22 protein-coding genes are annotated in these 11,360 nt (G+C 72.8%); all 22 read right to left on the bottom strand.

The genetic code is table 11. The annotated features are described in order from the left end of the window. Window positions 1-235: 235 nt before the first annotated feature. A complete protein-coding gene (locus ACIP5K_RS10905) occupies window positions 236-673 on the bottom strand; it encodes an AAA family ATPase (RefSeq protein ID WP_401407761.1) in 438 nt (145 codons plus the stop codon). Between the two features lie 6 nt (window positions 674-679). Then, window positions 680-898: a hypothetical protein gene (locus ACIP5K_RS10900; protein WP_401407759.1), complete on the bottom strand. Its 219-nt coding sequence runs from the start codon at window positions 896-898 to the stop codon at window positions 680-682. A 2-nt stretch (window positions 899-900) separates the two neighbouring features. Next, window positions 901-1,176 (bottom strand): HNH endonuclease, encoded by a 276-nt coding sequence (locus ACIP5K_RS10895; protein ID WP_401407757.1) that lies wholly within the window; start codon window positions 1,174-1,176, stop codon window positions 901-903. A 131-nt stretch (window positions 1,177-1,307) separates the two neighbouring features. Continuing rightward, window positions 1,308-1,511: a hypothetical protein gene (locus tag ACIP5K_RS10890; protein WP_401407755.1), complete on the bottom strand. Its 204-nt coding sequence runs from the start codon at window positions 1,509-1,511 to the stop codon at window positions 1,308-1,310. Window positions 1,512-1,525: 14 nt separating this feature from the next. Beyond that, the gene (locus tag ACIP5K_RS10885; protein WP_401407753.1) at window positions 1,526-1,822 is read right to left on the bottom strand and encodes a DUF6221 family protein; all 297 of its coding nucleotides are present in this window, start codon (window positions 1,820-1,822) and stop codon (window positions 1,526-1,528) included. Next, window positions 1,819-2,199 (bottom strand): DUF6221 family protein, encoded by a 381-nt coding sequence (locus ACIP5K_RS10880; protein WP_401407751.1) that lies wholly within the window; start codon window positions 2,197-2,199, stop codon window positions 1,819-1,821. Before ACIP5K_RS10880 ends, ACIP5K_RS10885 begins: the two co-directional genes overlap by 4 nt. 195 nt (window positions 2,200-2,394) lie before the next feature. Further along, the gene (locus ACIP5K_RS10875) at window positions 2,395-2,991 is read right to left on the bottom strand and encodes a hypothetical protein (protein ID WP_401407749.1); all 597 of its coding nucleotides are present in this window, start codon (window positions 2,989-2,991) and stop codon (window positions 2,395-2,397) included. After that, window positions 2,988-3,491 carry a hypothetical protein gene (locus ACIP5K_RS10870; protein ID WP_401407747.1) on the bottom strand — a complete coding sequence of 168 codons (504 nt, stop codon included), beginning with the start codon at window positions 3,489-3,491 and terminating at the stop codon, window positions 2,988-2,990. The genes ACIP5K_RS10875 and ACIP5K_RS10870 overlap by 4 nt, the downstream gene beginning before the upstream one ends. Further along, the gene (locus ACIP5K_RS10865; RefSeq protein ID WP_401407745.1) at window positions 3,488-4,069 is read right to left on the bottom strand and encodes a hypothetical protein; all 582 of its coding nucleotides are present in this window, start codon (window positions 4,067-4,069) and stop codon (window positions 3,488-3,490) included. Before ACIP5K_RS10865 ends, ACIP5K_RS10870 begins: the two co-directional genes overlap by 4 nt. After that, a complete protein-coding gene (locus tag ACIP5K_RS10860; protein WP_401407743.1) occupies window positions 4,066-5,037 on the bottom strand; it encodes a hypothetical protein in 972 nt (323 codons plus the stop codon). The genes ACIP5K_RS10865 and ACIP5K_RS10860 overlap by 4 nt, the downstream gene beginning before the upstream one ends. Continuing rightward, complete coding sequence (locus ACIP5K_RS10855; RefSeq protein WP_401407741.1) at window positions 5,034-5,252, bottom strand: hypothetical protein; 219 nt, start codon at window positions 5,250-5,252, stop codon at window positions 5,034-5,036. The genes ACIP5K_RS10860 and ACIP5K_RS10855 overlap by 4 nt, the downstream gene beginning before the upstream one ends. Before the next feature lie 120 nt (window positions 5,253-5,372). Continuing rightward, window positions 5,373-5,618 (bottom strand): hypothetical protein, encoded by a 246-nt coding sequence (locus ACIP5K_RS10850; protein ID WP_401407739.1) that lies wholly within the window; start codon window positions 5,616-5,618, stop codon window positions 5,373-5,375. A 26-nt stretch (window positions 5,619-5,644) separates the two neighbouring features. Continuing rightward, complete coding sequence (locus ACIP5K_RS10845) at window positions 5,645-6,307, bottom strand: hypothetical protein (RefSeq protein WP_401407737.1); 663 nt, start codon at window positions 6,305-6,307, stop codon at window positions 5,645-5,647. A 6-nt stretch (window positions 6,308-6,313) separates the two neighbouring features. Beyond that, the gene (locus ACIP5K_RS10840) at window positions 6,314-6,865 is read right to left on the bottom strand and encodes a hypothetical protein (RefSeq protein WP_401407735.1); all 552 of its coding nucleotides are present in this window, start codon (window positions 6,863-6,865) and stop codon (window positions 6,314-6,316) included. Continuing rightward, window positions 6,862-7,065 (bottom strand): hypothetical protein, encoded by a 204-nt coding sequence (locus ACIP5K_RS10835; RefSeq protein WP_401407733.1) that lies wholly within the window; start codon window positions 7,063-7,065, stop codon window positions 6,862-6,864. Before ACIP5K_RS10835 ends, ACIP5K_RS10840 begins: the two co-directional genes overlap by 4 nt. Continuing rightward, window positions 7,062-7,196 carry a hypothetical protein gene (locus tag ACIP5K_RS10830; protein ID WP_401407731.1) on the bottom strand — a complete coding sequence of 45 codons (135 nt, stop codon included), beginning with the start codon at window positions 7,194-7,196 and terminating at the stop codon, window positions 7,062-7,064. The genes ACIP5K_RS10835 and ACIP5K_RS10830 overlap by 4 nt, the downstream gene beginning before the upstream one ends. Further along, window positions 7,193-7,357 (bottom strand): hypothetical protein, encoded by a 165-nt coding sequence (locus tag ACIP5K_RS10825; RefSeq protein ID WP_401407729.1) that lies wholly within the window; start codon window positions 7,355-7,357, stop codon window positions 7,193-7,195. Before ACIP5K_RS10825 ends, ACIP5K_RS10830 begins: the two co-directional genes overlap by 4 nt. A gap of 11 nt (window positions 7,358-7,368) precedes the next feature. After that, window positions 7,369-7,527, bottom strand: a complete 159-nt coding sequence (locus ACIP5K_RS10820) for a hypothetical protein (protein ID WP_401407727.1) — start codon at window positions 7,525-7,527, stop codon at window positions 7,369-7,371. Then, on the bottom strand, window positions 7,524-7,733 hold the full coding sequence (locus ACIP5K_RS10815) for a hypothetical protein (RefSeq protein WP_401407725.1): 210 nt from the start codon (window positions 7,731-7,733) through the stop codon (window positions 7,524-7,526). Before ACIP5K_RS10815 ends, ACIP5K_RS10820 begins: the two co-directional genes overlap by 4 nt. Beyond that, window positions 7,730-8,197: a hypothetical protein gene (locus ACIP5K_RS10810; RefSeq protein WP_401407723.1), complete on the bottom strand. Its 468-nt coding sequence runs from the start codon at window positions 8,195-8,197 to the stop codon at window positions 7,730-7,732. Before ACIP5K_RS10810 ends, ACIP5K_RS10815 begins: the two co-directional genes overlap by 4 nt. Continuing rightward, window positions 8,194-8,550: a hypothetical protein gene (locus ACIP5K_RS10805; RefSeq protein ID WP_401407721.1), complete on the bottom strand. Its 357-nt coding sequence runs from the start codon at window positions 8,548-8,550 to the stop codon at window positions 8,194-8,196. Before ACIP5K_RS10805 ends, ACIP5K_RS10810 begins: the two co-directional genes overlap by 4 nt. Window positions 8,551-8,839: 289 nt before the next feature. Continuing rightward, window positions 8,840-11,329, bottom strand: a complete 2,490-nt coding sequence (locus ACIP5K_RS10800) for a phage/plasmid primase, P4 family (protein WP_401407719.1) — start codon at window positions 11,327-11,329, stop codon at window positions 8,840-8,842. Between the last annotated feature and the right edge of the window lie 31 nt (window positions 11,330-11,360).

Below are 11,360 nucleotides of genomic sequence, written 5' to 3'. Positions count from 1 at the left end.
ATCGCTGAAGGCAGGCTCGCCGGATTAGCGGCGGCCCCTAATTCGCTGGAGTCGAGGCCAGCGGAATAGCGAGTACAGGACCCGTGTAAAAAATCGGGCGAGAAGGGCGTTTGGGTCGCCCGGGGAAGCGCTGAACTTTTGATCCACTCTCCCCGCCAGGCCGCTGATCCACCGTGCTCGCAGGTGCCCGATCCGGGCCCGGTCACGGGCTGCGACCGCCCCGCGGGCCGGTTGCCTACCAGTCCAGCGGTGACTGGGAGACGGTGTGCGCGGCCTGGCGCCGGCGGTCGTTGTACCAGGCGGTGGCCACCCGCTTCATCTCCGGGGAACGCATCGCGTCGATGCGCTTCATGACCACGTCGCGGCCCGGATCGACGGCCACGATGCGCGCGTCCAACCTCTTGTACTGCGCGAGCGCCTTGGCCTTGGGCCTGGTGTGGATCAGGTAGACGTCCACCTTGTCCCGGTGCCTGATGGCCTCGTCGATGGCGGCGTAGCGCGCGCGCTGGGCGACGCGGACGACGGTCGCGTCCTGGTTCCACTGCGGCGCGCCTGGTCCGGTGAGGGCGAGGGTGATGCGGTCCAGGTCGATGACGATGTCGTGCGGCTTGGCGTGCGCGTCGATCCAGCTGCTCTTGCCCGCGGCCGGCGGGCCGGTGATGACGTACAGCACGGTGGCTCACAGGGCGTTCGGCTGGATGTCGAAGGACAGCACCACGGCGTCATGCAGCGCGGGTGTCTGTTCCTTCATCGCGGCCAGGATCTCCTCGAAGGCGTTGAAGCGTGTGGCGCCTTTGTTGAGGGAGATGTGCCCCGTGCGTCGGTAGAAGCTCATCCCTTCACTGGTGATCAGTGCCAGGGACATGAACCAGAAGTGAGTGCCCTGTCCGTGCTTCATGGTCACCACCTCAGTGCGGGTCGCTTCGGTCGCTTGATCGTGGGCCGGTTGCCGCGGGCGCTGTTGCATCGGCGGTGCGCGCTGCGGGCGTTGGCCGGGTCGAGCAGGTCGCCGCCGCGCGAGAGGGGTACGAGGTGGTCGAGGGTGAAGGCGAGCGGGTGCCGGCGTCCGTCGACGTGCGCGGGGATGTTGTGGCCACACAGCCAGCAGGGCAGGCCCAGCGCCTTCTGTGCGGCGACGAGGCGGCGGTAGGGGCGTCCGTTGCGCGGGTCGGCCACGGGCGCCACCTCCTGAGACGTGATGCAGCCCCCGCCGAGGGGGCTCGTGGCGGGGGCTGCGTCGTGCGTCTGCGGTGCCGGTTGAGGGCACAGTTGTTCACCGAGATCGTGACACTGCTCTGACCTGCGCGTCAAGCGGCGGCGCGGAGTGCTCGCCGTGCGTCGTAGGCCTGGACGTCGGTGAGGCTGTACCAGCGCTGTCGTGGGCTGCTGCCCGGGGCGGCGGTCAGCTCCCCGCGGCGGACCAGCTGGCGGACGCCGTCAAGGGTGATGCCTAGGGCGGCCGCCGTCTGATGGGCGGTGAGATAGCCGGGGCGCAGTAGCTGTGACTCCATGGGCCCATGGTGCTCTACGGCCGCCATTCCTCGCGGTATCCGGGCCTGTCTGCGTAGGCGGCAGCCATGGCGCGGGCGGTGGCCATGGCCACCTCGTAGCGGGCCGACAGGTCCGGCATCGGGAACCGTTCAGCGGTGGCAGCAACGCTGCGACCATGCCAATACGAGCACTCCGCGAGCGCCGCCCGGAGGGCACCCAGAGAGTGCGATGGGTCACCGGCGTCGTCCGCGTCGATCTGCTCGCCCAGCCACAGCAGCATTCCGCCAGCAGAGGCCATGTGGCCGCGAGCCCAGTCGGTTAGATCGCTCACGGCTTCCACTCCTCGCGGTAGCCGGGCCGGTCCGCGTAGGGCAGGGCGAGGAGCAGCAGCGCGTCGTCGCTGTCCCACGTCCAAAGGTCGTTGTCCAGGGCCCAGTCGTCCTTGCGGACCAGCCAGACCAGCAGCTCCCGCTTGGCGTCGATCTCGCGCAGCACCCGCGCCGGATCCTGAGCAGCAATGAAGTCGGCGTCGGCGCGGCCTTGGTCGCTGTCGTTGGCCTCCACGCCAGCACCCGGAACACTGAAGGCGACGCCCCACCCGTACTCGCCGATGCCGCTCTGTGTCCACGGGCCAGCCGTCGCTGCCCGCGCGATCCGCTCGTCCTCGTCGAGCTGCTCGCCGAGCCACTGCACCAGATCGTCCGTCATGAGAGTCATCCTCTCGCAGTCAACTCTGGTGGGGGCAGCTCTGCACCCACCAGCCGCACTCAGAGCAGTAGGTGTACGCGGCCTGGATTCTCTTCAACAGGCTGTGGATCATGATGCGTTCACGCCCCTTGGGCAGGTAGATGTCCGGGGAGATGCCCCGGGAGATGGCGGTAGATGAGCCGGTAGACGCGCAGGTCAAGCGGCGGTAGACGGGGTGGGAGACGGGGCCTGCGGCTCGACCGGGGAAGGGGCTTCCAGGTCGGCCCGGCGGACTCCCCAGGTCGGCACCCGGCCGACCTTGACGCGGCGATCGTGCGGCACCCCGAGGGCGGTGAGGGAGCGGCGCAGATCGGTGACCGTCTGGCCCTCCCACTGGCCGTGCTCCTGGAGGTGAGCGAGGACGGTCCGCAGGTGCACCGTGGGGGCGTCCTCCATGACGGTCAGCAGGAGGGTGCGAACGGCCTCGGGGTCGAGCGGCGCGGGGGCATCGACCGAGGGCTCCCGGGTGGCAATGCGGCCGGCCTTCCACGCGGCCCTGCACCAGAGGGCGGCGAGGACGCCGCAGAGCCAGGGCAGGGCGCGCAGGATGCCGTAGGCGATCCAGGCGAGCGCGATGAGGGCGAGGACGCGGGCGACGGGGCCGAGGACGGCGCGCCAGCCGGTGAGGTCGTCGCGGCGGCCCTTGCGGATCCAGCGGGCGAGCGCGGCGGCGCGGCGCCGCCACACGAGGGTGCTGCCGCGGGCGAGGCGTGCGGCCGCTCGGGCCCGGGCGGCGCGGTCGGGGCGTTTCACAGGATTCCCGCCCCCTGTACGGCGGCCACGACCGCGTCACCAACTCCGTTGAGCGCGCCGGGGAGCCAGACGAGGGCGCCGGCCACGCCTGCGGTGAGCAGCAGGATGGAGCCGACGACGGCCCCGCCGATGATCCTCTTCTTGTCGTTCTTCCCGGCGGCCTTGTAGGAGAGGCCGACGAGGAACACGACGACGACCACGATCACGGCGCCGGTCGTGCCGAGGCCGGTGAGCTGGCCGGTGGTCAGGCTGGCGGTGGCGGGGGCGCCGGTGGCGGCGCGGCCCGCGCGTTCGCCCGCGCCGTTGGCGAGGGCGCCACTGTGGGTGTGGGCCCAGCCGAGGACGCCGCCGGGGCAGGCCGCCGCGCAGGCCGCGCCCGCGAAGCCCTTGCCGAACGCCGAGAGCTTGGAGAGTTCGCGGCCGCCGGTCCACCAGGGGTAGAGGTTGGCCGTCAGGATGATCAGGGCGGTGAGCAGGCCGCCCACGGTGAGGGCGGTCATCGGTGTACTCCAGTGACGAGGGTGACGGGGTCGAACAGGTCGAGAACGCCGAGGGAGCCCACGGCGGTGGTGATGAGGGCGAGGCGGAGCAGCCAGCGGCGGCGGCGCAGGTCCAGGGCGTAGGCCAGAGCGAGGGTGACGGCCGCGGTGGTGTAGGCGCCGCCGACGCTGTCGGCCCGCATGTCGTGCAGGACGAGGGCCCAGCCGGTGGCCGGCGACCAGCCGTTGAAGAGCGGCAGGACGGAGACGGCGCCGGCGGTGACGGTGTGCCAGGGGCGGATCCACCGCGCGAGCCACGTCCAGTCGCGGTGCTCGGGCGGCTCCTCGGGGGCCGGGGCCGGCGCGGGTGCGGGCTCGGGCGCGGGGGGCGTCGGCGTGGGGGCGGGCCGGGGGGTGGGCTCATCGCTGTTGCTGTCGAGGAGATCGTCGAGCCAGTCGCGGGGCCGGGCCCCGAAACCGTCGGGCAGCGTAGAGGGCATCGGCGGGAGCGGGCGGGTCTCGGCATCGGCCCCGACGCCGAGCCGTCGCAGGGCGGCCTGGACGCGGCGCTCGTCGGCGCCGGGCTGGTGGCTGGTCACGCGTATCCACCCCGCATCTGGTCGCCGCCGGCGGGTGGCTGTCTCTTCGCGGCGGCGCGCGACAGTGCGGTGCGGACGTAGGCCTCGTCGACGATGAGGCGCCTGTGGCGTTCGACGTGCTCGGTAATCGCCTTGGGTGATGCGTCGGGGCCGAGGGCTGCTGCGGCCTCCTCGACGGCGCCCTGAAGATTGACCGGGTCCAGCGCGGGCACAGGCGGGTTGACCTGCTGATGCGGGGGTGATGCGGGGCGATGCACCGCGTACTCGGCGGGCCGGTGGCCGAGGATCATGGCGACCTGTACGGCGTCGATGGTGACGCCGTAGGCGGTGAGGTCGGAGGCGAGTTCGGCCGGGGTCGCATCAGGGAGCGCATCGTGTGCGAGCTGGACCGCGTCAGCGGGGTCCATGTCGGCGAACCGGCGCCGGAGGACGGCCTGCGGGGAGCGGTCGGGGTCGCGCGTTGCTTCGGTCGCTCGCGGGTCGCGCTCGATGTGCTCGATGGCGCGGGACCGCACGGTGGTTCCGGCCTTGCGCGGGGCGAGGGCCCAGGCCCAGCCGCCGAACGTCGGGAAGCGGAACGGCTGCTCACCGTGGGCGCGGCGGGCGCGGGCCCGCGGCCCGGCCCAGGCGAGTTCGGAGACGGCGAGCAGGCCGAGGGTCGGCACGGCGAACAGCGCGAACGCGGGGAGGCCGCCGCGGATGAGGTCGGCGTGGGTGTGGTTGAGGTAGACGGAGACGCCGGCCATGCCCAGGACGGTGACTCGGGCCCCGAAGGAGCTGCGTCCGTCGGCGGCGGCCTCGCTGGCGAGGTGCAGGCACATGTAGGCGATGCCGTCGAAGACGAGGACGGCTGCCCCGGCGATGCCCTTGGGGGCGTCGTAGTGGCGGGCGACGGCGTACAGCGACCATCCGGCGGTGAGGGCGGCGGCCGTGGAGACGACGGCGCGCGCGAACTGGGCTCCGGTCATCGGCCGGCCACCGCCTCGGCGGCGTAGGCGCACAGGTGGGCGTCGTCGCGGTGGTCCTGGGCGCGGCGGTGCGCGGTCGCGGCGTAGTCGGCGGCGCACTGCTTGTGCAGCAGGGCGACGCGGTGGCGCTGGGCGGCGGCGGCCGCGGCCGGGGTGCGTCGCAGGACGCCCGAGGCGACGAGGCGCCGGTGGGCGATAGGGTTCCGCTGGGTCATGAGGGTCTGCTCCTCGTGATCAAGTGCCGACGCGTTACGAGCGCGCCGGGGCGTAGAGGGTCGGGCGGTGCGCGCGCCGCGGGTGCTCCAACACCCGTGAGCTGCTGTCCGGCCCTCGTTCTATTCGGTTGTGCTGGCGTCGAGCTGGCTCGCCGCTTTCTTGCGCTGGTCCTTGCGGAGCGCCTTGTCGATGGCGTTCCAGCTGCGGTCGAGTTCGCGGGCGACTGCGGCCACGTTGCCGAGTTCCCCAACGCCCTCGCGCAGGGCCTCGGCCCGTCGTGTGGCGGATTCGGAGGCGAGTCGGTTGAGCTGCTCCAACAGCTGTTCCTCGTCGCGGACCCGGTCCCGCCAGGGCTTCGGTTCCATCCCCCCGACCATATCCAACCCGGGGGTTAGATTGCAATCGGTTCGGTGCGGCTCGCCTCCTGCTGGGCGCGCGCGAGGGCGAGCACGCGGGACGGCGGCCAGGAGGTGCCGCACCACCGGCAAGTGATGGCGCTCTCGCCGCGCCGCTGGACCAGGACGGCGCCGCACCGGCCGCCCTCGGCGTCCACGACGGTGGGGCACAGGCCCCGGGGCTCGGGCCGCTCGGCCGGGTCGGGAGGCGCAACGATCGAGCGCACCCCCCGTTCGAGGTCGCGGATCTCCTCGGCCATCGTCCCGGCGGCCGGCCAGGACGCGGCGATCCAGTCGAGGTTGAGAGAGAGGGCGCGGGCGGCGACGATGATCCTCCGCTCGATCGTGCCCGCGGTGACGGGCCGTCCCCAGCCGGGCCGGTCGGCCTGCATCGCCGAGCGCCAGTCCTCCAGGACGCCGACGATGCCGCCGGGCCCGCGAAGACTGAACGGGGCCTCGGCGAGCGGCAGCGGCGCCTCGGTGCGGCCCCCGGCCCGCCGTCCTTCGGCGGGGCCGAGGACGGCGGGCGGCAGGAACGCCTCCAGCGCGGTGTACCAGCGGGGCGCGGCGTCGAGGCGGCGGGCGGTGGCGAGGGTGCAGCCGGGGCACAGGTAGCCGTGCTCCAGCAGCTGCTCGCACAGTCCGCAGGTGGCGCTCATGGTGCTCTACTCCTTGGGGTCGGCGACGGCGGCGGCGAGGGCCCGTGCGGCGGCGTCCGTGTCGATGCACGCGGTCGGGTCCTGTCCGGCACGGGCCCACTGCGCGGCGAGACCGCGCACGCGGTTCAGGGCGGTCTCCGCTCGGTTCGACGTCTCGTGGGCGATGCTCAGCAGCTCCTCGGCCTGCGCGGCCCGCACCTTGGCGTCTCGCCACTGCCGGTTGCGGAGCCGGATCTGCGCCCACAGGTTCTGGATCTGGGTGGGGTCGGCGCCGTTCGCGCGCAGGCCCGCTCGCAGGACGCGCAGCTCGGTCGCGGCGTGCTCGGCGTGGCGTTGCGCGATGTCCGTTTCGGCGTCGGCTGTGCCGCAGCGTCCTGCCCAGTCGTCGCGCTCGGTGCGCGCGGTGTCGGCATCACGCATCTCCGTCTCGACGTGCTGACGCAGCAGTTGCGCCTCGGTGGGGCCGAGGACGCCGCGGGCGGCGCGGGAGAGCAGGACGGCGAGGGCGTCGCGGCGTGCGGTACGCAGGGCGCCCTCGTCGGCGATGTGCTGGTTCATGCGGTCCACCTCGCGCGGTCGCAGCCGTCGGTGTGGGCGGTGCCGGCCGACGTCCACCACACCTCGCAGCAGGCGTCGTCGAGGGCGTCGGCGTCCTGGTCGGCGGTGGCGCCGACGGGGACGACCTTGATGCGGGCGCAGCTGTGGCCCCAGACCCAGCCGAGCGCGGCGGCGAGCAGGACGGCGACGATGAAAGTCATGATCTCCTCCACAGGCCGGTGATGGACCCGGCGATGATGACGATGACGGTGGCGGTGAGGGCGGCGGCCCCGGCGGCGGTGGCGAGCGCCCCGTAGACGACGGTCAGGAACGCGGCGGCGAGCGCGGTCACAGCCGGTTTCCGGCGAGCGGGATGGTGGTGACGCGGGTGCCGGCGTGCAGGCGCTGGCCCCACATGTCTGCGTGCTGGCCGAGGTAGCTGCGGCGGGCGCACCGGCAGGTACCGGCGGTGGGGGCGAAGTGGCCGCGCGGGCAGCGGCGGCGGTCGGGCATGGCGGGCTCCTTCAGGCGGTGCGGGCGGCGGCGGGGAGAGTCTTGGCGGTGATGTGCCAGCCGAGGTCGTTGAGTTCGGCGACGAACAGGCGGGCGAGCAGGTCGGGTGAGGCGCCGGGGTGCTCGGCCATGACGGCGGTGAGGACGGCGCGGACGGCGTCGGGGATCACGCGGCCACCTCCTGCTCAGCCGGGCGGTGCGGGCAGGCGCCGACGCGGGCGCGGGCGAGCAGCTCCTGCACGCGGGCCCGGCCGGTGGCGCGCTCGTGGACGCCGCAGGCGCACAGCCAGTCGGCGATCGGGGTCTGGCCGCGGTCGAGGCCGCGGACCTGGAGGCCGGGCCGGATGCCCTGCACGCGGGCGGGCTGCTCGCTCATGCCACGTCACCCTCTCCGTGCCCGGGGCACCAGGTTTTCGGCTGGTCGGCCCATGCGTGGGGGGCGTGGTAGTCGTCGTACCCGCAGTCCTGCGCGGTGGCGTTCGCCTCGTCGAGGGCGGGCTGGATGTCGAGGGCGCGGGCGAGGAGCGCGGTGAACTGGGCGCCGGTCATGGTGACGTAGCCGTCGGCGGCGGCCGCGCGGCCGGTGCGCTTGTGCCAGACGACGCCGAGCCAGGCGCCGTCGTTGGTCCGCTCCAGCTCGGTCTCCTCGATCCATTCGGCGAGGTTGCGGGAGGCGGTGTTCTTCGCCTCGATGACGACGCCGACCACGCCCGCGATGTCGCCGCGGTCCTTCGCCGCTCCGGCGATGCGGCGTTCGGCGAACGGCCAGCCGTTGGCGCGGAGGTGGTCGACAATGGCCCGCTCCCAGGCGGAGCCCTTCGTCTTGTTGCGGTTGGTCACAGCAGGACTCCTTGGACGGGGCGGGGCCGACAGCGGTGGTCGGCGAGGACGGTGTGGGTGCAGCGGCCGGCGGCGATGTGCTCGGTGCCGCGCCAGCGGATCCGGTCGCCGGTGTGCTCGCCGGTGGTGAGGCACCAGGTGAGGCGGCCGTCTAGGCGGGCGAGGATCTCGGCGACGGGGTCGAGCGGGGTGGGGTCGGCGCGGACGTCGACGGCGGCGACGCGGTCGGGGGTGCGGGCGGCGACGGTGTCGGCGCCGCAGCGGGGGCAGGGGCCGCGGGCGACGGTCTCGACACGGGCGTCGACCGCGGCCTGGACGACGTCGGCGAGCATCCGGCGCGGGCGGCCGGTCACGGCGGGCCGCCGTGACGCTTCGGGTGTCGCGTGACGCTTGTGACACGACACCCGGGATGACGGCCCGTGTGCGTGCGCGCGTGCGCGATAGAGAGGAACGGGAGACTAAGCGTCACAAGCGTCACAAGCGTCACCACCTGCGGCGATGGGCGGTGCGATGCGTCACTCGATGCGTCACGGTGAGGGCCGTAAGCGTCACAGCGGAGTTCGGCGACACCACAACCAAGATCAATAAATGTGATTCGGGCGTGACGCATAGGGCTGTCGGGGGTGCGGAGGCGTGACGCTTTCACTGGGCACCTCCAGACCGCAGCGCGATGCCGTCGTAGAACCGGAAGCGGTTGTTGCGGTCGACGAGGACGCCCGCCTTCTTCAGCTGTCCGGCGAGCTTCTTGGGCGAGACGGCTTCCTCGCCCTCGCCCTCGCACCACGTCTTGTAGGCGGCGAGCAGGGCGCCCGACGGGGTCTGCATGCTCGGGGTGCCGGGGATGCCGAGCGTGCACCGCTCGTCGATGAACCGGGCGACGGTGTCCTGCTCGCCCTGGTACTCCTCGGTCGCGGTCTGAACAGCAGCCGGGGTGGTGAGTCCGTGGCGGGCGTAGTCGACGGCGCCGCGAATCAGCCACCCGAGGATGGATGGGCCTTCGTGGTCAACGAGGTGTTCTTCGAGGCCGGTGTCCCGCAGGTGCTCGGGCACGGTGTTGAGGAACGGCACCAGGCGCAGGCGGCGCCAGAAGGCGGGGCCGCCGGTGCGCACGGCCGGGCGGTGGTTGCCGAGCAGCCACAGCGTGTGGGTGGGGGCGAAGGAGAAGAAGTCTTGGCGCATGAAGCGGCCGGTGATGATGTCGCGGCCGGTGAGCATCTTGATCCGGGCCTCGGCGAAGCGCTGCCCGTCGTCCAGCTCGGAGGCGACGACGAAGCGGGCGCCGGCCAACCTTGCGATCTCGGTGGGGTGGTTGGAGGCCGAAGAGGCGAGGAGCATTTCGGAGGGGGCGCTGATGCTGTAGCCGGTCTCCCCGATGCCGACCAGGCGCATGGCGACGTCGGCGAGGGTGGATTTGCCGTTGGCGCCCTCGCCGAACGCGAAGGGCAGCAGCTGCTCGGTGACGGTGCCGATGAGGGAGAGTCCGAGGAGACGCTGCACGTAGGTGATGAGGTCGGCGTCGGCGCTGAACGTCTCCTTGAGGAACGCGGTGAAGCGTTCCGCCGGGCGTTCGAAGTCGGGGGCGACGGCGGTGGAGCGGGTGTGCAGCGCGTCGGGGTCGGGGGCGGTGAGCTGGCCGGTGCGGAGGCTGACGACGCCGCCGGGCGTGTTGAGTTCCCAGGGGCGGGCGTCGAGGGTGGCGATGGGGGCAACGATGCGGGGGTCGGTGCGGGCGACCTTGACCATGGAGTCGAGGCCGCGGGCGGACAGGGAGCGGCCCTTGTGCTGCAAGTCGCCTTCGCCCTCGGGAAGTGACCGTGCGATGTCGCGGGCGAGTTCGGCGACGTGGCCGCGCTCGTCCCACGTCCATCGGTGTCCGTCCCAGGTGAGCCATCCGCGTTGCGGGCAGTAGCGGATGCTGTCGGCGTGGTCGTCGACCAGGCGCAGGGCGTTGCCGTCGTCGGTGCGGGTGTAGCTGCCGCGTCCGGCGGCCGGGGCGGGTTCGTCGACGTGGAGGGCGGCGGTGCCGTCGACGGGTGCGGCGGGGGCGGGGACGACGGCGAGGTGCCGGGCGGGCTCGGTGCGCCGGCCGAAGCCGAGGCGCCTCAACTCGCGGGCGGCGGCGCTGTGGTCGCCGCCGTGTTCGAGGAGGGCGTAGGCGCCCGGCTTGGTATAGGGGCGCTCGGCCTCGAACTCCGTGGAGGTGGTGAAGACGTACAGGCGGTCGCGGTCGGTGGCGTGGCCGGTGGTCGCTGAGATCCCGATGGTCTTGCCGGGGCGCCGCCAGTACGAGGTGTGTCCGTGGGTGAGGAGCAGCTGCCAGCCGCGCGGCTTGAGGATGTCGGCCCAGCTGGTGCGCTGCTCGTAGTCGTCGAGTGGGGACAGGCCGCCCTCGGTGGACGGTGCGCTGCCGAACAGGAACGCGGCGGCCGGGTCGGTGCTGTGACCTGCGTCGGCGTGGGCCGGTTCTACTTTTGGGCCCTCGGATGAGGCGGTGGTGTCGAGCATCCGGGCGATGGTGTGCAGGGCGTCGCGCTCGTCGGCGGTGATGGTGGCGATGCGGTCCGGGCCCCCGGCGAGGAGTTCCCAGGGGCGGCCGGTGTCGTGGACGGGCCCGTGGCTGGGGGCGGTGACGACGAACCCGCCCTTGCCGCGCGTCTCGATCAGTACCTTGAACTTCTCGGGCTTGGCCGCGAGTTCTTCGGTGGTGGACGGGCGGCGGGCCAGCTTGGTGTTCGGGAGGACGGGGCCGCCGTCGACCCGGTAGATGAGGTGGTAGCCGCCGGAGGGGGTGCGCTCGCAGTAGCCGGTCTTGATGGCGGTCCAGACGTCGCCGAGCCCGGAGGCTTCGATGATCTCGCCGTAGGCCTCGTGCACCTTCTCGTCGATGGCGCGGCCTTCGAACTCGATCATCTCCAGGTTGCCGGAGACGGCGCCGAGGATGATGCCGAGGCCGGGGTGCCCGTTCGTGAACCACGCGTGCAGCTGCTCGGCGCTGGCGCGTTCGGTCTGCGCCTGCTTCCACTGCCCTGCCGGGGCCTTGGTGCCGTTGGCGGCCGCGGGGACGACGCTCGCGCCGGCCTGGTGCCAGGCGGTGGCGGCGGCGAGCGTGTCCTGCGGTGGCGTGGTGCTCAAGGGGTGTGCTCCTCAAGACGAGGCGGGCGAG

It is taken from the genome of Streptomyces sp. NPDC088785 (assembly GCF_044750685.1).
Taxonomy (GTDB): domain Bacteria; phylum Actinomycetota; class Actinomycetes; order Streptomycetales; family Streptomycetaceae; genus Streptomyces.
This window is presented reverse-complemented; position numbering and strand designations above follow the sequence as displayed.

Excerpts from the sequence above, each read along its gene's own strand:
- ACIP5K_RS10900 (WP_401407759.1), bottom strand. The coding sequence starts at position 898 with ATGAAGCACGGACAGGGCACTCACTTCTGGTTCATGTCCCTGGCACTG.
- ACIP5K_RS10890 (WP_401407755.1), bottom strand. The coding sequence starts at position 1,511 with ATGGAGTCACAGCTACTGCGCCCCGGCTATCTCACCGCCCATCAGACG.
- ACIP5K_RS10880 (WP_401407751.1), bottom strand. The coding sequence starts at position 2,199 with ATGACGGACGATCTGGTGCAGTGGCTCGGCGAGCAGCTCGACGAGGAC.
- ACIP5K_RS10870 (WP_401407747.1), bottom strand. The coding sequence starts at position 3,491 with ATGACCGCCCTCACCGTGGGCGGCCTGCTCACCGCCCTGATCATCCTG.
- ACIP5K_RS10860 (WP_401407743.1), bottom strand. The coding sequence starts at position 5,037 with ATGACCGGAGCCCAGTTCGCGCGCGCCGTCGTCTCCACGGCCGCCGCC.
- ACIP5K_RS10855 (WP_401407741.1), bottom strand. The coding sequence starts at position 5,252 with ATGACCCAGCGGAACCCTATCGCCCACCGGCGCCTCGTCGCCTCGGGC.
- ACIP5K_RS10850 (WP_401407739.1), bottom strand. The coding sequence starts at position 5,618 with ATGGAACCGAAGCCCTGGCGGGACCGGGTCCGCGACGAGGAACAGCTG.
- ACIP5K_RS10845 (WP_401407737.1), bottom strand. The coding sequence starts at position 6,307 with ATGAGCGCCACCTGCGGACTGTGCGAGCAGCTGCTGGAGCACGGCTAC.
- ACIP5K_RS10840 (WP_401407735.1), bottom strand. The coding sequence starts at position 6,865 with ATGAACCAGCACATCGCCGACGAGGGCGCCCTGCGTACCGCACGCCGC.
- ACIP5K_RS10835 (WP_401407733.1), bottom strand. The coding sequence starts at position 7,065 with ATGACTTTCATCGTCGCCGTCCTGCTCGCCGCCGCGCTCGGCTGGGTC.
- ACIP5K_RS10825 (WP_401407729.1), bottom strand. The coding sequence starts at position 7,357 with ATGCCCGACCGCCGCCGCTGCCCGCGCGGCCACTTCGCCCCCACCGCC.
- ACIP5K_RS10815 (WP_401407725.1), bottom strand. The coding sequence starts at position 7,733 with ATGAGCGAGCAGCCCGCCCGCGTGCAGGGCATCCGGCCCGGCCTCCAG.